Source organism: Oryzibacter oryziterrae, assembly GCF_021864535.1.
GTDB lineage: Bacteria > Pseudomonadota > Alphaproteobacteria > Rhizobiales > Pleomorphomonadaceae > Pleomorphomonas > Pleomorphomonas oryziterrae.
The window spans coordinates 1-16956 of record NZ_JAKJIC010000019.1; the positions used below are offsets into that span (position 1 = coordinate 1).

Genomic DNA, 16956 nt, shown 5'->3' on the forward strand with positions numbered 1-16956 from the left:
TGCGGTGCTGGCGGCGGCGGCGCGGGAGGCTGCGGTGCTGGCGGCGGCGGCAACTGCAGTGGCGCGACCGGCGGTGGCACCGGCGGCGCGGTTGATGGAGCGGGCGGCGGCGGTGTAGGTCACAGCGGTGGCGCGGGTGATGGAGCGGACGGAGGCGGCGGTGTAGGTGGCAGCGCGGGAGGCGGCTCTCGTTTCAGCGGTTGAAAGATTCGAGGCAACCGCCGAAACGACCAAGGCCCGGGCCAATGGCAAAATTATCTCCTGACCCCAACTCTCCCCTTGAAGGCGCCTATCCGTCGCGATCAGCGGCATAACCCGCAGCGCCGCCCTTACGGCAAGGTTAGGAGCCCAATCATGTGGCGTTCCCACAAGCCAGCGCTCCAGCTCTTCCTCGCTCCGAATCGTCACCATACCCCACGCCTCCAGCCACGCCTCATCATGGCGTTGCGCCTCTCCCCTTTCAATCCCTGCGCGCAGTCTTCACAAAATAGTCGCCGAGTCTACCCAGACACTCGGCAAACCCCTCTCTCCCACTCTCCCCCCCAAGGGGGGAGAGGGCGCGTTGAGCTGCTCATCGAGAGCTTTCAAGGCTCTGGCTGGAACCGATCGGGGCTCTCTCCCCCCTTGGGGGGGAGAGTGGGAGAGAGGGGTAGCCCCGGCCCCTCTTCTCAACGCAAGATCGCAGGCAGCAAAGAGAGCCGCACCGCAGCGGAAGCCCCCTCACCTCCGCCCCTTCTTTTTCATCGGCCAGGTCACCACGCGCTCTTCCCAGCGCTCCAGCGGCCAGTCCTTTTCGTCCACCACCTTGCCGCGCACCGAGATCCCGGCCGTGTGCACGCTGTCAGGGTCGCCGGATTTCAGCGGGTGCCAGTCGTAGAGGTCCTTGCGTTCTTCCACGAGGCGATAGGCGCAGGTCGGCGGCAGCCAGGACAAGGTGCGCACTTCGTCGGGCGTCAGGCGGATGCAGTCGGGCACGGTGGCGGCGCGGTTGGGGTAGTCGCGGCAGCGGCAGGTGTGGCCGTCGAGCAGTTCGCAGCCGATGTCGGTGTAGACGACGATGCCGGTCTCCTCGTCCTCCAGCTTGTTGAGGCAGCAGCGGGCGCAGCCGTCGCAGAGGCTTTCCCATTCGGCATCGGTCATCTCGTCGAGAGTCTTGGCCAGCCAGAAGGGAATGCCGACAGTTTTATCCTTTGCTTTAACCATTACTTCACATGCGCCTATGCCGGGGTGTATAAAAGCCGTATTGTTTTTGGCCGAGCAGGAGTCGCGTTAAGCGGGCGTTCTACTCGGGTTTCGAGGTCCAATTTCTTTCCAAACGCTTGGTCGCAAACGTGCCGGAGTTCAAGCAAAATCCGCGCTGGCGCCTCTGGCTGCTGGCTCTTGACGCGTGGATCGACAGTTCGGTCTGGGGCGCGGGGCGGCGCTTTGGCCTCGCCTGGACGGCACTCACCGACCATATGTCGGTGCTGCGGGTGCGTGGCTTCAAGCGGGCGATGTTCGAACTCCTGTCGGAAGGTGCGACGCTCGGCACCTTCGGCACCATCGTGCTCCTGGTGCTGGCCCAGCCGGCCTTCAAGTCGACGCAGGGCGACTGGAAGGCGCGCGGCGATTATGCGGTCACCTTCGAGGATCGCAACGGCAAGATCATCGGCCGGCGGGGCATGTTCCTCGATGATTCCGTGCCGCTCGAGGACATGCCGCCCTATCTGATCCAGGCGACGCTGGCCACCGAGGACCGGCGCTTCTTCGAGCATTTCGGCATCGATCCGCTCGGCCTCATGCGCGCCTTCGTCACCAATGCCAAGGCCGGCGGCGTGGTTCAGGGCGGTTCGACGCTGACCCAGCAGCTGGCCAAGAACCTGTTCCTCTCCAACGAGCGCACCCTGCAGCGCAAGGTCAACGAAGCCTTCCTGTCGCTGTGGCTGGAGGCCAATCTCACAAAGCGCGAGATCCTCAAGCTCTATCTCGACCGCGCCTACATGGGCGGCGGCACCCATGGCGTGACGGCGGCGGCGGAGTTCTATTTCGGCAAGTCGGTCAAGGACTTGACGCTGTCCGAGGCGGCCATGCTGTCGGGCCTCTACAAGGCGCCGACCAAATATTCGCCCAACGTCAATCTGGCCGCCGCGCGGGCGCGCGCCAACGAAGTGCTGTCCAACATGGTCGAGGCCGGCTTCATGACCGAAGCGCAGGTGGCGCCGGCCCGGCGCAACCCGGCGACGCCGGTCCCGACCGCCACGGCCACGGCGCCCGACTGGTATCTCGACTGGGCCTTCGAGGAGATCAAGCGCATCGCCCCGCCGGGCGACCGCACCATCACCGCCCGCACGACGCTCGACCCGGCGATCCAGACCTCGGCCGAGACGGCCATCGAGGAAAGCCTCCGGCAATATGGCCAGCAGTATCGCGTCAAGCAGGCGTCCACCGTGGTCGTCGGCCTCGACGGCGGCGTGCGGGCTATGGTCGGCGGTCGCGATTATGACGAGAGCCTGTTCAATCGGGCGGTGTCGGCGCTGAGGCAGCCCGGATCATCCTTCAAGCCCTTCGTCTACGCCACCGCCTTCATGAATGGCTGGCAGCCGGACAGCGTCATCACCGACGCGCCCATCACCATCGGCAACTGGACGCCGCGCAACTACGGCCGTTCCTACTCGGGCCGGGTGACGCTGCGGTCGGCCATCGCCCATTCGATCAACACCGTGCCGGTGCGCCTCGCCGAAGGCTTCGGGCGCGGCAAGATCGTCGAGACGGCGCATAATCTCGGCATCCGCTCCGAGCTCAAGATCACGCGCGCCCTGCCGCTCGGCGTTGCCGAGGTGACGGCGCTCGACATGGCCGGCGCCTATGCCGGCTTTGCCAATGCCGGCACAAAGGTCACGCCCTATGCCATCGAGACCGTGCGCACCCGCAAGGGCGAGGTCACCTATGACCATGCGCGCGACGAGCCCAAGCCGCCACGGGTGCTACCGGAGAGTGTCGCTTATGAAATGAACGACGTGCTGTCGTCGGTGGTCAACGCCGGCACCGGCGGCAAGGCGAAATTCCCCGGCCAGATGCAGGCCGGCAAGACGGGCACCACCCAGTCCTATCGCGACGCCTGGTTCGTCGGCTTCACCGGCTGGTATTCGGCGGCCGTCTGGTTCGGCAACGACGACTATACTTCCACCGCCAACATGACCGGCGGCAGCCTGCCGGCCCTGACTTGGCACAACATCATGGAGCCGATCCACGCCGGGCTGCCCTTCCGGCCGATCCCCGGAGCCCCGGTGCCGGCTGACCTCGTCAAGGAACCGATCGCGCCGATGGCAAGCGCCGAGCCGGCGCGTCCGGCGCCCGGTTCGACGCTGACGCCCGAGGCGCTGTCCAAGATCGCCGACATCGGCGCCCGCATGCGCGCGCGCCTCGACGTGACGGCTTCGACCACGCTTCATTCCAACCCGCTCACCGCCCTGCCCTCGCCGCTGCACCCGCTGGCATCGACCTCCGCTGCGGCGGCGTCCCTGCCCTCCGACGGTTCCTCGATCACGCTCAATGGTGTAACCATGATCGGCCCCGAGAGCACGGCGGAGATCCGCTGACACCCCGCGCAAGACGAGATAGGCCGCTCCGTGCTGTCCACGCTCCGCTTCATCATCGTGGTTATCGCCGGCAGTCTGCTGGGCCTTGCGTCTGCCTGGTGGGTGCTCAACGATCCCAGGCTCGACATTTCGCCGCGCCTTGGCGTGTGGTCGGTCGCCGGCAGCGAAGCCAACCCCTATGCCGCCGCGCGCCTCGCCCGCAGCACAGCCGGCCGTCTCACGCCGTCGCAGGGCATTGCCCTGATTGCCGAACGCGATGGCGACGGCGCCCGGCTCAATCCTGCCTGCACCTATCTGATCGAAGGCCCGATGCCCGTCGACGCCGTGTGGACGCTGACGATCGGCAATGAACGCGGCCGCCTCACGGTCAATCCGGCCGGCCGGGTTGCCTTCACGTCGGCGGATTCCTTTCGCTATGACCCCGGCAATCGGGTGCAGATCGGCGTCGGGCCGGAGATGGGCACCGGCGACTTCATCGTCACCGGCGGGCTCGACTCGCTGCGCGTCACGCTCAGGCTCTACAGTCCCACCTTTGCCAGCCACCCGCCCGATCCGGCGGAGTTGCCGACGATCACCCGGCGCACCTGCCCGGCGGGAGCGCCCGCATGATCGATCGCTTCATTCGCAGCCTCGTGGCGCTGCTGCTCCTGGCCGGCGTCGTGCACATCGTCGCCATCCTGCTGGTGCCGTTCAACGTGCCCTTCAACGCCTATGCGCAGCTGATCGCCGACAGCCCGAGCGCGCGCCTGACACTTCTGAACCGCACCTCGCTCGCCCTGCCCGATCTTGATCCGAGCTTCGTCACCGCCGTCTGTCCGGTGACGCCGGAAACGGGGCCGCAACTGATCACCGGCATGCTGCCGGACAGGCTCTGGTTCGTCTCGCTGATCGGTCCCAACGGCGATGTGGTCACCGCCCTCCGGTCCGATGCCGCCGAGAATGGCAAGCTCTCCGCCCTCGCCGGCACCCCCGCCGACGTCGACACCTATCTGTCAGCGCACAAGCTCGATGCGCCCTTGCCGGTGCCGCTCTCGCTCATGGGCGATCGCGGTCTCGTCGAGATCAAGATCTTCGCGCCGAATGAAGGCGACCGCCTGGCCGCGACGGCAGCCATCGAGGCCATGACCTGCCTCTCCGCCATGGCTCCACCGCCGGCCAAGTGACGGCGCCCTATCCTGCTATTTCTGCGGCACCGGCCCGTCGAAGGGGTCGGGCTCCTGCATCAGGCGCGAGCGCAGCGGATGATGCGTGTCCACGCTCTTGAGTGGCGCGGCGTCGTGGCATTCGGAGAATACCAGCGCGTTATAGGCCTGATTGGCGGCGAACAGATTGGCCGAGGGGATCTCGATCTCGAAGCGGTCGATGGCATAGCGGTAGGAGGCGGCCCGATAGCCGAGCGCGCGCCAGACCCAGGAGATCGTCGACTCGTTCTCGAGCACGCGCGCCTCGGCGTTGGCGCGGAAGGCGGCATCCGTCTCGCCCTGGCGGTAGAACACCTGCAGGCGTTCGATATCCGCCTTGCGGACCCGCGCCGCCACGGCGCAGAAGGGCGGGATCAGATCGGTATCGGCCGACGCGTCGGCGATCACCTTGTTCCAGCGCGTGTCCGAGCCGGCGTAGGCGTCCGACAGCAGGAAGTCGTGATAGCGGCGCGCGTCATAGGCGGGATTGAGCAGCGGCAGCGCGAATTTCGGGAACATGGCGGCCACCGACGCGTCCATCTGCCCGTTGCCGGTCAGCATCGGCAGGATGCGCGTGCGTTCGCCTTCCACCAGCGTGTCGAGCCACCAGTCGCGCACATGGGGCGCGCGCACGAAGTTCCAGGCGCGGTTGCGCAGTTCGACTTCGTCATCGGTATAGGGAAAGCTGGACACCGGCTCCCTGCGAGCCTGATGCGCCATGTAGTTGCCGGCGGCCGGCATCAGATCGTCATGCATGTAAGACGGCGCGGCGCGGCCAAAATCACCGGTGGGACGCCCACAAGCGGACAGGGACGCAACTGCGATGACAGCGGCGCCTGCGCCGACATGTCGCCAGAACCTGAAGCTGCGCAATTCCATATCGTCCGCTCCCTGAGCGGGACCATCACAGGATTCGCGCCGTGAACGCAAGCCGGGCCGATCCTGTCCCGGCGTCTCGATCCTACTTCGACGTCCTCTTCCTGGGCGGCGGCGTCTTCATGTCCGAAGACCGTGAGTCATCCGGGTCAGTCTTGTCGTCAGACTCTTCTTCACGGCGACTCACTTGCGCACCGGGAAAAATCGTCACCTCACAAAATCCGCCCATATTCCTGCGACGGGCTCGAACCATCGGCACGCCGAACTCAATCACAAGCCCCATGATCGCCTCCTGAGCCAGGGGTGAATGGTGGGTACAAAGCATGTCGACGCCAATTCTTGGGAAAACATGCTTCTCGTTCAGCAATTTCGATCCTCTGCCCCGTCGGTTAACAAACAGTTTACGAATTGCGAGGCATTCTATCGATGTGGGAGTTTTCAGCTAGAATTCAAACGTTCGCGTGAGCGAATCATTCAATCCGTCGGGCCGCTTCATGACGTCACATCCCTTTTCCAACGGGATTTTAGGCCTGGTCCGCAACACGGACGCAGAACGCGCTCGCACGGTCCTCAAGGACGCGACGGCGCTCTTCGTTTCCGAGCCTTTCCACTCCCGCCAGGAAATCGCGATGTACGAGGAACTGGCGCTGCAGTTGATGCGCGTCACCGCGTTGCGCGAACGCATCGAGATTGCCACCCTCCTCGCCGCCTATGAGAACGTGCCGCCGGCCGTGCTGCGGGTGTTGCTACAGGACATCTATCCGGTGGCCTCCGTCATTCTGGAAAAGGCCCCCTACCTGCCGGACGTCGAGCTGCTTTCGCTGGTGGCGACCGCGCCCTCCAGCCATGTGGAGCTGGTCGCCGCGCGCAAGCAGCTGTCGCGCCCCGTCGTCGAGGCGCTCCTGAACAAGCTGGCACCGGACGTGCTGCACGTGCTGCTGCTCAACCAGTCGATCACGCTGCCCGAGACGGCGATCCCCGCGCTGGTCGATCTCGGCTGCGACTATCCCGCCATTGCGCGAGCGCTCGCTGCCAGGTTTGACGACGTGCAGGATACCGATCTGATCGAGTTGTTCCTGCATCTTGATGGCCGTGGCCGCCGCCGTGTCATCCAGGCGCTGGAAATCGCCGCCCTGCGCGAGTTTGCCGCCCGGCGCCCCTTGCCCAAGGTGCCGATGCCGGACCCGGAGAAGGTCGCAGATCTTGCCGCTGCCTGCCTCACGCGCGACAGCAACGTCATGGCCGCCACGCTGGCCAATCTCATCGGTGTCGAGCAGATCTTTGCGCGCAGCCTGCTGGACGATCAGGGCGGTGAGCCGCTGGCGATCGCTCTCCGCGCCGCCGGCCTCGATGCGCCGCTTGCCACACGCGTGATCCTGTTCTCCGGTCAGGCCGACGTGCGCAATTACCAGGAAGTCAAGCGACTGGTCGAACTCTTCGAAATGGTGTCGCTGCGCTCCTCGCTGCTGCTGGCCGACCGCTGGCGCGGCATCCGCCGCGAAATCCCGGCCCGCCGCGGCTATGTCCCGCAGACCCAGACCGGAACCCCCATCCGCACCGGCACCGACCAGCGGACCGCGACCCCGCAGGCCGCCACGGAAACGCTGCGCCGCGACCGGGCCTGAGGCCGACGCCGGATCTCCACCCAACACGTCAGGAATGAGTTGAAGACACGAGCAGAATCCTCGTAGTCTTGTCATGCGTTCATCGGAGGATGGTGGCTGCGCATGTCCTGTTGAGTGGCCGTCGTGACGCCACATTGATCTCATCATCATTCCCAATGTCTTTGGAAAGGACGAGGTGTGACTGTCGGAGACTGGCCCCTGCTTGCGGTTGCCCTGCCTTTTGTTGCCGCAGCATTGACGCCCTTTGTCCTGCGTTATGCCGAAGCGGCCGCGCCCTACCTGCTTTGTCTGTTCCCTGCCGCCATCTTCGCGGCTTTTGCCGCTGCCATACCCGGGATAGCAGCCGGTCAGTCACTGAACTGCGGCATCGATTGGCTGCCGGCAGTGGGCATTCGCCTGTCGGTGCGGGTCGATGGCCTCTCCAGCCTGTTCGCGCTGCTGATCTCGGGCATCGGCACCTTCATCGTCCTCTATGCCGGCGCCTACATGAAGGGCCATCCCGGGATCGGGCGCTTCTTCTCAAGTCTCTTCCTGTTCATGGGTGCGATGCTCGGTCTGGTGCTGGCCGATGACCTGATCAGCCTGTTCGTCTTCTGGGAAGGCACCTCCATCGCCTCCTTCCTGCTGATCGGCTTCGACCACACACGGCAAGCGGCCCGTCGCGCCGCCTTCCAGGCGCTGGTGATCACGGGCCTTGGTGGCCTGTCGCTGCTCGCAGGCGTGCTGTTGGCCGGGCAGATCGCCGGCGTGCATTCGCTCACCGAACTCCTCGCCAGCGGCGAGGCCTTGCGTGGCTCGCCCCTCTATCCGCTGGTGCTGGCGCTGTTTCTCGGGGCCGCCTTCACCAAGTCTGCGCAGATGCCGCTGCATGTGTGGCTGCCCAATGCCATGGAAGCGCCGACGCCGGTGTCCGCCTATCTGCATTCGGCCACCATGGTGAAGGCCGGCGTCTATCTGTTGATGCGCCTCAACCCGGTGCTCGGCGGCACCCCCGCCTGGGAGAGCATCCTGCCCTTCGTCGGTGGCGTCACGCTGATCGGCGGCGCCCTTCTCGCCCTGCGCCAGACCGACCTCAAGCTGATGCTGGCGCAGACCACCGTCGCCTCGCTCGGTTTGCTGGTGATGCTGATCGGTCTCGACACCGACGCGGCGATCGCCGGCGCTGTCGCCTATCTGCTGGCGCATGCGCTGTTCAAGGGGGCGCTGTTCATGGTGGCGGGCGCCATCGATCATGAGAGCGGCACGCGCGACATTCGCCGTCTCGGCGGTCTGCGCCGCGCCATGCCGGTCACCTGTGCGGCGGCAGCGCTTGCGGGGCTTTCCATGGCCGGCATTCCCGGCTTCTTCGGTTTCGTCGCCAAGGAAACCCTCTATGGCGCGCTGGCCGATCTGCGGGTCTGGGCGGCGATCGCGCTGGCGGTCTGCGGCAACGCCCTGATGTTCGCCATCGCCGGCCAGGTGGCGCTGCGCCCCTTCCTCGGCGCGCCACGCGCCACGCCGCGTCACGCCCACGAGGGGCCGATCGGCCTCTGGGCCGGGCCGCTGGTCTTCGGCGCCAAGGGGCTGGCGATCGTGCTGGCGCTGCCGCTCGCCGTCAGCCTCACCCTTGGTCCCGCCGTCAATGCCGTCGCCGGGCACCCGGTCGATCTCACCCTGCATGCCCTGCCCGAGCACGTGGAACTGCCGCTACTGCTCTCGCTGCTTACCATGGCACTGGGCGTCGCCGCCTATCTGTCGGCCGACAGACTTCGCTCCTTGCTCGATACGCTGGCAGCGGTGCTGAAATGGGGGCCGGACCGTGGCTTCGATCAGGCGATTGCCGCGCTGTTGCGCCTTGCCACCCTCGTCACCCGCTCCCTGCAATCGGGGCGGCTCGAAGCCTATATCACCGCCACGATGGTGCTGACCGCGCTGGCCCTTCTGGTGCCGATGACCGTCCATGGGGAATGGCCGGCGCTGCCGGTCTGGCCGCATCTCCTGCTGCATGAATGGGCGATTGTTGCGATTGCCTTCGTCGGCCTCGTGGCGGTGCTGCGTGCCCGTACGCGGCTCACCGCCATCGTGTCGCTGGGCGCCCAGGGCTTTGCCGTCGCCACGCTGTTCATGCTGTTCGGCGCGCCGGATCTGGCCTTCACCCAGTTCATGGTGGAAACGCTGTCGGTGGTGATCCTCGCCCTGGTGATGACGCGCCTGAAACTTGCCGAGCGCGACCACCGTCCGCTCGGCCAGAAGGTCATCGACGGCTCAATCGCCGGTGCGGCCGGGCTCGGCTTCGGCGCGCTGCTCTTGCGCGTCACCCAGACGCCTTTCGACAGTCGCCTCAGCGATTTCTACGAGGCCAACAGCCGCCTGGTGGCGCATGGGCGCAACGTGGTCAACGTCATCATCGTCGACTTCCGCGGTCTCGACACCATGGGCGAAATCGCCGTGGTGATGATCACCGGCCTTGCCATCCTGGCGCTGGTGCGCGTGCGCGCCCGCATCGTCATTCACAAGGAGGACGACCGGTCATGATGGGAACCGTCATCTTCCGCACGCTTTCGCCCCTCATCTCGGCGCTGACGCTGATGCTGGCCGTCTTCGTCACGCTGCGCGGCCACAATGATCCGGGTGGCGGCTTCATCGGCGGCCTGATCGCCGCGTCGGCCTTCGCCCTGCTCGGCCTGTCGCATGGCGTGCCGGCGGTCCGGCAGGCGCTGCGTTTCCATCCCATGTCCTACGCCGGCTTCGGTCTATTGCTGGCCGTTTGCGCGGGGCTGCTGCCGATCTTCACCGGCCGCTCCTTCTTCACCGCGCTCTGGACCTTTCCTCAGGTGCTCGGCGTGGAGATCGCCTTGTCCACACCGATGTTCTTCGACATCGGCGTGTTCTTCGTGGTTTCCGGCGCCATGACGTCGATTGCCCTCAGCCTCGAGCAACGGGGAGGCGGCGTCTGATGGAAAGTGTGTTCGCCCTGCTGGTCACCGCCTTCATGGCCGTCAGCGTCTACCTGATGCTGTCGCGGCACATCATCCGCGTTCTCATCGGCCTTGCCTTGCTCGGCAATGGCGTCAATCTCCTGATCTTCACCGCTGGCCGCCTGACGCGCGAGACGCCGCCGCTGATCGCGCCCGACGCCGAAGCGATCACCGGCATCGTCGCCAATCCCCTGCCGCAGGCGCTGATCCTGACGGCCATCGTCATTTCCTTCTCCTTCTTCGCCCTGTTGCTGGTGCTTGGCTTCCGCGCCTATCAGGACCTCGGGACCGACGACACCGACGGCATGCGCGCCGCCGAACCGGTCGACGACCCCGGCCCGCCGGAGGGTTACTGATGGCCGCCGCCGACGTTTCCGCCGCCCTGATCACAGCGCCTGTCCCGCTGTCCGACTGGCTGGTCGCCCTGCCGCTGGCCATCCCCGTCCTTGCCGGCGCCGTTCTGGTGCTTCTGCGCCAGCAACTCAAGCAACCAATCATCGTCGCCGTGGCGGCGCTCCTCGCCATGCTGGTGACCGATATCGCCCTGCTCGCGCGCGTCCTGCAGCAAGGGCCTGTGGTCATGTACATGGGCGCCTGGAAGCCGCCCTTCGGCATCGTCTTTGCCGCTGATGTGTTCGGCACCTCGCTGGCAACACTCGCAACCTTTATCGCCCTCCTGGCCACGATCTATTCGGCCGCCGACGTCACCTGGGCGGAGCGGCGCTTCGGCTTCTATCCTTTCCTGATGCTGCTGATGGCCGGAGTCACCGGCGCCTTCCTCACCGGCGACATCTTCAATCTCTACGTCTGGTTCGAGGTGCTGCTGATCTCCTCGACCGGATTGCTGCTGGTCGGCTCCAAGAAGCCGCAGATCGATGGGGCGCTGAAATACGGGCTGCTCAATCTCCTCGCCACGACGCTGTTCCTGGTGGCGACCGCCTATCTCTACGGCGTGCTGGGCACGCTCAACATGGCCGACATCGCCCTCAAGGTGCGCGCCGCGCCGGCGGATACGCCGCTCGTCACCATTGCCGTGCTCTACCTTGTCGCCTTCGGCATGAAGGCTGCGGCCTTTCCGCTGAATTTCTGGCTGCCCGCCAGCTATCATGCGCCGGGCGCCGGTGTGTCGGCGCTGTTTGCGGCCATCCTGACCAAGGTCGGCATCTACGCGCTGATCAAGACGGAGGTGCTTCTGCTGGGTCCGGTGTCGGCGCATTTCGCGCCGGTGATCGCCGCTGTCGCCGGCGCCACCATGCTCACCGGCGCGCTGGGTGCGCTGGCGCAATCGGAGCTGCGGCGCCTGTTCGGCTGGCTGGTGATCAACGGCATCGGCAGCATGCTGATGGGCCTTGCCATCGGCGGCGAGGCCGGGTTGACGGCCGGCATCTTCTACGCCCTGCATTCCATGGTCACCATGGCGGCACTCTATTTCTGCGGCGGCCTGGTCGAGGCTCTGGCAGGTACAGATCGCCTGACCCAGCTGGGTGGGGTGCAGAAGCGCGCGCCTCTCCTTGGAGCGGTCCTGCTGATCCTGTCGCTGGCGGTCGCCGGCCTGCCGCCATTTTCCGGCTTCTGGCCGAAAGTGCTGCTGGTCAAGGCGGGCATCAGCGCCGGCAGCGGCGGCCTGGTCCTCGTGTTGCTCGCCAGCAGCCTCGTCACCACGATCGCCATGGGGCGGGTCTATCTGTTCGCCGTCTGGCGCGATGCCCCGGATGCAGCCGCCCAGACGGGTGCCAACGGGCCCCGGTCGCCCGGCGCATCCGTGCTGCTTCCGACCCTGGTGCTGACCGTGCTCGTGGTGGCCATCGGCCTCTATCCCATGCCCGTGCATGAGCTGGCGGCCCGATCGGCCGCGGGCCTGCTCAATGCCGATGCCTACAGCCACGCCGTTCTGGGAGGCGCGCCATGACCGCCCGTTTCCTCATTCCCGTGCTCATGGCGCTGACCTGGGCGGCGATCTCCGGCTCGTTCACTGTCGCCAATCTGTTGTTCGGCCTGCTTCTGGGCGCCGCAGCGCTCTGGCTCTTGCGCGGCGCCCGCAACGTCACGCCGATCCGGGTGCGCCCGCTGCCGCTCGTCCGCCTCATCGGGGTGTTTCTGGTCGAGCTGATCAAGTCTGGCCTCAAGGTGATGGCGCTCGTCCTCAAGCGCGACATGCAGCTTCAGCCCGGCATCGTCGCCGTACCGCTGCGGCTCACCGGCGACTTTCAGATCACCCTGCTCGCCAACCTGATCACATTGACGCCGGGGACGCTGACGGTGGACGTCGCTGCCAACCGCAGCTGTCTTTACGTCCACTGCGTCGACGCTTCCGACCCGCAAGCCGTCATCGCCGACATTCGCAACGGATTTGAGCGCCTTGTCGAGGAGGCCTTCGCATGAGCGCCGAAGCCATTTTGCTCCTGGCCGCCAATGTCACGCTCGGCGTGCTGTCGCTGGCGCTGATCATGACCGTGATCCGGCTGGTCCTCGGCCCGACGCTGCCGGACCGCATCGTGGCGCTGGATCTGCTGGTCGGCATCGTCATGGGCTTCATCGCTGCATTTTCGATTCGCACCGGGGTGCGCAGCTATCTCGACATCGCCATCGCACTCGGCCTCGTCGGCTTCCTGGCCACGGTCGCCTTTGCCCGTTACGTGCTCTGGCGCGGACAGGCAGGGGATGCGCCGGCCACCTTGCCGGATGGCGACGAATCACCCCTGACACAGGACAAGGACGCCGGCTCGCCCTGACGAAGGCCGACGCGGTGCCAAGCATCGTATCGGAACTTTTCACCTGGGCATTTCTAACAGGGGCTGTAGTGTCCGCAAGACAGACAGGATGAAGCCATGCAATTGCTACTCGCCATTGCCACCGCATCTCTACTTCTCGTCGGGTCCATCTTCGCCCTGACGGGCGCGCTCGGCCTCATCCGTTTTCCCGACGTGTATACACGCATGCACGCTGCATCAAAGGCGGGAACTCTCGGCTCCGGCTTCTGCCTTGCCGCTCTCGCCGTTCATGCGCCAACACTGGATGTTATGCCTCGTGCACTCGTTGCCATTGCCTTTTTCATGCTGACAGCGCCAATTTCCGCCCATCTTCTGGCTCGTGCCGCACTGCTGGCAGGTTACATGCCTCTCGGTGCAAACGATGCAATCAGTAAACAGTCTGTCAACCAAGACGACGTTCCGTAAAGGCCCTTATATCGGCAAGCCGGAAGGTCGTATTTTCACCTTCCTCAAAAATCGTCAGTTCATGATGGAATCATCCCAGACAGATTTTGCCTTGAGCACCGTGCGGTCATCTATTTTCATAGCGCACCGACCTAGCATTCATGGCCGTTTGAGTTTACCCGCACCGTATAAAACGTAATAATTTGTGGGATGCACTTGTTTTCCTTTTCTAGGCGCTGTAATGGATTTTGGAAGCTTGAATATCCAGTGTTTCCTGCGTCTGTCTGATGTAAACTCATGACGTCCGATTGTTTGCGCAGGGGTGAATGTACGGGACACAAGATGATCCCGCCTGAGATAGGAATGATGGAAAGATGAGTGACATGGACGACGATCTGACGATAATCGACCTCGCCGCGCACATTGTTGCTGCCTACGTGGGTAATAACACTGTTCCGGTCTCTGAACTGCCGAACCTGATCTATGACGTCGTCGGCGCGCTGAACCGTATTCAGGGCGGTGCTCCCGCCGAGGTCGAGGCCGAACCGGTGAAGCCGGCGGTTCCGGTCAAGAAGTCGGTTACCAACGACTACATCGTCTGCCTTGAAGACGGCAAGAAGTTCAAGTCGCTGAAGCGCCACCTGCGCACCCACTACAACATGTCGCCCGAGGAATACCGCGAGAAGTGGAACCTGCCGGCCGACTATCCGATGGTCGCCCCCAACTATGCCCAGGCCCGTTCGGACCTGGCCAAGAAGATGGGCCTCGGCCAGCAGCGCCGTCGCGGCCGCTGATCCAGTCCTTGAAGGTTATCCTTCCTGCAAGCCCGGCGGTTCATCCCGCCGGGTTTTTTGTTGTCTGCAGTTCCATGTCCGCCGGCCCGGTCGGCGATGCCGCATGGTCGGCCGAGACTTGACCGCCTCGCAGGGCCGCCAGGTTTCGCCTTTCCGCCTTGTAGGCCTGCACCAGACCCAGGTGCCGGTTGAGGTCATAGGTCCAGTGCCCGGAGCGCCCGCGCATGCGCTCCTGGCGGAGCGCTCGCGCCAGCAGCTTGCACAACCTATTGGTGTTTTCTAAAGTAGAAGACCGAAACTCGGTCGGGTCGACCGGCAGCAGTCTGGCAAGTCCGCGCTGCCGGTCATAGGCCTCGGCTCCCTGCTTGAGCATCACGGCCCGGCTTTGGGCAAAGCGTGCCCTCATCCGAAAATCGGTCAAAGTTTCAGTCATGTCGTGCCCCAGATGCGTCTGAGGCAAGCATCTCACACTTGTTCGGCGCGGGGATAAGTCTGCGACGACGACCGCTGCGGGGCGATTTTGCGGTCTCGGGGACTGCCCGATTTTGAAACAACCAAAAGTTATCCCCGCTGGGTATAAGTCATGCTTTCCTAGAAGGGCAACCAGCAAAACCGACGATAGCGTCGGCCCATCTTGGAGTGTGCTTCCGTGTATGTCTCAATCAAAGACACAAGTTCCGAAGCTCATCGCTATGAAGACCTTTCCTCCAGCGCAGCTTCCGAGTTGCCGGACGAGGCTGCAGTGATCGAACAGGCGGTCCTGAAGGCGTTCGACCTGCCGCTGCGGTCGCTGCGCAGCCGCCAGCGGGGACAGGCGCATGTCGCCTTCGCCCGACAGGTCGCCATCTATGTGGCGCATGTCTACATGGGCATGACGCTGACCAAGGCGGCGCGCCTGTTCGGTCGCGACCGGACGACCGCCGCATATGCCTGCCGCATCGTCGAGGACAAGCGCGATGATCGTCGGGTCGACCTCAAGGTCGAAGCCGTCGAGCGCGCCCTCGAGAACTGGATCTTCCCTGTCGAACCGCGCGCCCTGCGCAGCTCGCCGCGCCTCATGGAGAGCCTGCAATGACGGCCGCGTCCCGATCAACCTGCCGGAAGGCGCCGTCCGCACGGCCCGCGGAGACACCGCAGATCAACGCCGCCGAAAGCCCTCTCGCCTGGCTGTTCAGCCGTCGGGACAAGGACGGCGCGCCACTGATTGCGGCCCATGAGTTCGCCGCCGGTGAACGGTTTCGCAGCGACTATACTTTCGCCGCCCTGATGCCGCGCACCACCATGAACTGGTCCACCATCGGCGGCCGGGCCGAACGCCGTTCTGGTGCCGGAGGCGGTGCCGTGCTGTCGGATGCGGTGCTGGACGCACGCGCCCGCGTCGACGCGGCATTGACCGCTCTTGGACCGGACTTCGGCAATCTCCTGATCGACGTCTGCTGCCATCTGCGCGGACTTGTTGAGGTCGAACGCGACAAGGCCTGGCCACAGCGGTCCGGAAAGGTGGTGCTGCGCCTCGCTCTCGCGGCGCTCGCGCGGCATTACGGCCTCGATCCGGAGGCACGCGGTGGCGCCCGCAGCCTATCGCGCCAGTGGGGCAGCCCGGACTTCAGGCCGACGCTGACGCCGCCACCGCCGCTTCCTTCCTGATGCGCTCCACCATGGATCTCAGGCCGTTCGACCGCTGCGGCGTCAGGTGTTCCTTGAGATTGAGTTCCTCGAAGACCGCTTCGGGATTGATGCGGAGAACCTCCGAAACACGCTTTCCCGAGTAGGTGGCGTGCAGCACGGCGACCAGCCCCTTGACGATATGGGCATCGGAGTCGCCGTCGAATTCCAGAACGGGGTCGGCGCCCTGCCCCATGTGGATTGCCAGCCAGACCTGACTGGTGCAGCCCCGTACCTTGTTGGCGTCGGTCCGTTCGCTTTCGTCCAGCGGCGCCAACATCTTGCCGAGCTCGATGACATAGCGATAGCGGTCTTCCCAGTCGTCGAGGAATGAGAAATTTTCGCGAATCTCGTCAAGCGTGACAGTCACGGGGCAGATCTCCTGAGGCGCGCCCGCCGGCGGGCGCAGAGCGTGATTGCACTCTCCTACAACATCACGGCCCCGAATGTATGCGGTTTTTCTCCTACCGTTGCCGGGGCGCCCAAAAGAAAAGAGACCGCCGACGCACGGGGCGAAGGCGGTCTTTGAGTTCCCGGAACCATCGAGGTTCCAGGCAGGGAAACAGAGAGGAGTAACCCGGTTGGACGTCCGAGCCCGGGGGTCAGATGTCCTGCGGGGCCTTGGCCGGGCCATGCCATTCGGTGGCAAGGTCCGACGAATTGAGTGTGCCGTGGTTGACGCTGGCCGTGCCCGAAGCGTCACCGAGCTGCTTGTCGATGAAGTCGGAGACGATGCGGGCGCCGGTGCGGGCTTTCAGCATAAAGGTGGTGCCGACCCGTTCGCCGATGGAGCAGGCGGCCGGATTGCGACCGCAGAAACCGCTCACGTCATTGAGCGCTTCCTGGGCGGCGCTTGCAGCTTCGAGAGCACCGATGGGTTGTTCGTTGCCGGCGCGGGACTGTCGCGCGGCATCCTGATCAACCGGTATCAGCATGATCACCACCGACAGCCAGAAGGCTGTCCGGATCAGAAACATCATGGCATCTATCCCTGTCGATATCACCCTCTTTGAGGGCGTCTTGTTGGACTTTCCGCCTCACCCGCACCGGTTATGACCGGCTGGGGCAAAGGTCGTCGTCGTGATGACAACAGGTGTAGCAATGAGGTTTTAGGATCACATTAGG

General features: G+C 64.9%; 20 protein-coding genes. 14 read left to right on the forward strand and 6 right to left on the reverse strand.

Annotation, left to right across the window (positions count from 1 at the left end; genetic code table 11):
• A partial coding sequence (locus L2I41_RS17355; RefSeq protein WP_255720298.1) for a hypothetical protein occupies window positions 1–246 on the reverse strand: 246 nt, incomplete at its 3' end.
• 474 nt (window positions 247–720) lie between these two features.
• Window positions 721–1203, reverse strand: coding sequence for a YcgN family cysteine cluster protein (locus tag L2I41_RS17360; protein WP_237154844.1), 483 nt, complete (start codon window positions 1201–1203; stop codon window positions 721–723).
• 128 nt (window positions 1204–1331) lie between these two features.
• Here L2I41_RS17360 and L2I41_RS17365 point away from each other — a divergent pair, with 128 nt between their 5' ends.
• From L2I41_RS17365 to L2I41_RS17375, 3 genes are read left to right on the forward strand one after another with little or no spacing between them, the layout of a single operon-like run.
• On the forward strand, window positions 1332–3578 hold the full coding sequence (locus L2I41_RS17365; RefSeq protein ID WP_237154845.1) for a transglycosylase domain-containing protein: 2247 nt from the start codon (window positions 1332–1334) through the stop codon (window positions 3576–3578).
• A gap of 30 nt (window positions 3579–3608) precedes the next feature.
• Window positions 3609–4187 carry a DUF1214 domain-containing protein gene (locus tag L2I41_RS17370; RefSeq protein WP_237154846.1) on the forward strand — a complete coding sequence of 193 codons (579 nt, stop codon included), beginning with the start codon at window positions 3609–3611 and terminating at the stop codon, window positions 4185–4187.
• Window positions 4184–4741: a hypothetical protein gene (locus L2I41_RS17375; protein ID WP_237154847.1), complete on the forward strand. Its 558-nt coding sequence runs from the start codon at window positions 4184–4186 to the stop codon at window positions 4739–4741. Before L2I41_RS17370 ends, L2I41_RS17375 begins: the two co-directional genes overlap by 4 nt.
• A gap of 15 nt (window positions 4742–4756) precedes the next feature.
• On the opposite strand, the gene L2I41_RS17380 is transcribed toward L2I41_RS17375, so the two are convergent.
• A complete protein-coding gene (locus L2I41_RS17380; protein WP_237154848.1) occupies window positions 4757–5515 on the reverse strand; it encodes a hypothetical protein in 759 nt (252 codons plus the stop codon).
• A 614-nt stretch (window positions 5516–6129) separates the two neighbouring features.
• Between L2I41_RS17380 and L2I41_RS17385 the strand changes: the two genes are divergently transcribed.
• From L2I41_RS17385 to L2I41_RS17425, 9 genes are all read left to right on the forward strand, one after another.
• Window positions 6130–7260 carry a DUF2336 domain-containing protein gene (locus L2I41_RS17385; RefSeq protein WP_237154849.1) on the forward strand — a complete coding sequence of 377 codons (1131 nt, stop codon included), beginning with the start codon at window positions 6130–6132 and terminating at the stop codon, window positions 7258–7260.
• A gap of 177 nt (window positions 7261–7437) precedes the next feature.
• Entirely contained in the window at window positions 7438–9774 is a 2337-nt protein-coding gene (locus tag L2I41_RS17390) for a putative monovalent cation/H+ antiporter subunit A (protein ID WP_237154850.1), read from the forward strand.
• Entirely contained in the window at window positions 9774–10196 is a 423-nt protein-coding gene (locus L2I41_RS17395) for an MnhB domain-containing protein (RefSeq protein ID WP_237154904.1), read from the forward strand. Before L2I41_RS17390 ends, L2I41_RS17395 begins: the two co-directional genes overlap by 1 nt.
• Window positions 10196–10573, forward strand: coding sequence for a Na+/H+ antiporter subunit C (locus tag L2I41_RS17400; RefSeq protein WP_237154851.1), 378 nt, complete (start codon window positions 10196–10198; stop codon window positions 10571–10573). The genes L2I41_RS17395 and L2I41_RS17400 overlap by 1 nt, the downstream gene beginning before the upstream one ends.
• Entirely contained in the window at window positions 10573–12126 is a 1554-nt protein-coding gene (locus tag L2I41_RS17405; RefSeq protein ID WP_237154852.1) for a Na+/H+ antiporter subunit D, read from the forward strand. The genes L2I41_RS17400 and L2I41_RS17405 overlap by 1 nt, the downstream gene beginning before the upstream one ends.
• Window positions 12123–12599, forward strand: a complete 477-nt coding sequence (locus L2I41_RS17410) for a Na+/H+ antiporter subunit E (protein ID WP_237154853.1) — start codon at window positions 12123–12125, stop codon at window positions 12597–12599. The genes L2I41_RS17405 and L2I41_RS17410 overlap by 4 nt, the downstream gene beginning before the upstream one ends.
• Window positions 12596–12949, forward strand: a complete 354-nt coding sequence (locus L2I41_RS17415) for a cation:proton antiporter (protein WP_237154854.1) — start codon at window positions 12596–12598, stop codon at window positions 12947–12949. The genes L2I41_RS17410 and L2I41_RS17415 overlap by 4 nt, the downstream gene beginning before the upstream one ends.
• A 96-nt stretch (window positions 12950–13045) precedes the next feature.
• Window positions 13046–13393: a monovalent cation/H(+) antiporter subunit G gene (gene mnhG / locus L2I41_RS17420; protein WP_237154855.1), complete on the forward strand. Its 348-nt coding sequence runs from the start codon at window positions 13046–13048 to the stop codon at window positions 13391–13393.
• 353 nt (window positions 13394–13746) lie between these two features.
• Entirely contained in the window at window positions 13747–14166 is a 420-nt protein-coding gene (locus L2I41_RS17425; protein ID WP_237154856.1) for a Ros/MucR family transcriptional regulator, read from the forward strand.
• 40 nt (window positions 14167–14206) lie between these two features.
• On the opposite strand, the gene L2I41_RS17430 is transcribed toward L2I41_RS17425, so the two are convergent.
• Window positions 14207–14599, reverse strand: a complete 393-nt coding sequence (locus L2I41_RS17430; protein WP_237154857.1) for a DUF6477 family protein — start codon at window positions 14597–14599, stop codon at window positions 14207–14209.
• Between the two features lie 216 nt (window positions 14600–14815).
• On the opposite strand from L2I41_RS17430, the gene L2I41_RS17435 reads away from it, so the two are divergent.
• Window positions 14816–15241 (forward strand): helix-turn-helix domain-containing protein, encoded by a 426-nt coding sequence (locus L2I41_RS17435; protein ID WP_237154858.1) that lies wholly within the window; start codon window positions 14816–14818, stop codon window positions 15239–15241.
• Window positions 15238–15813 carry a DUF6456 domain-containing protein gene (locus L2I41_RS17440; protein WP_237154859.1) on the forward strand — a complete coding sequence of 192 codons (576 nt, stop codon included), beginning with the start codon at window positions 15238–15240 and terminating at the stop codon, window positions 15811–15813. The genes L2I41_RS17435 and L2I41_RS17440 overlap by 4 nt, the downstream gene beginning before the upstream one ends.
• Here L2I41_RS17440 and L2I41_RS17445 read toward each other — a convergent pair.
• Together L2I41_RS17445 and L2I41_RS17450 are read right to left on the reverse strand one after the other, a co-directional pair.
• Window positions 15773–16201, reverse strand: coding sequence for a SufE family protein (locus L2I41_RS17445; RefSeq protein WP_237154860.1), 429 nt, complete (start codon window positions 16199–16201; stop codon window positions 15773–15775). The genes L2I41_RS17440 and L2I41_RS17445 overlap by 41 nt on opposite strands.
• A 232-nt stretch (window positions 16202–16433) precedes the next feature.
• Window positions 16434–16811, reverse strand: coding sequence for a DUF5330 domain-containing protein (locus L2I41_RS17450; protein WP_237154861.1), 378 nt, complete (start codon window positions 16809–16811; stop codon window positions 16434–16436).
• Between the last annotated feature and the right edge of the window lie 145 nt (window positions 16812–16956).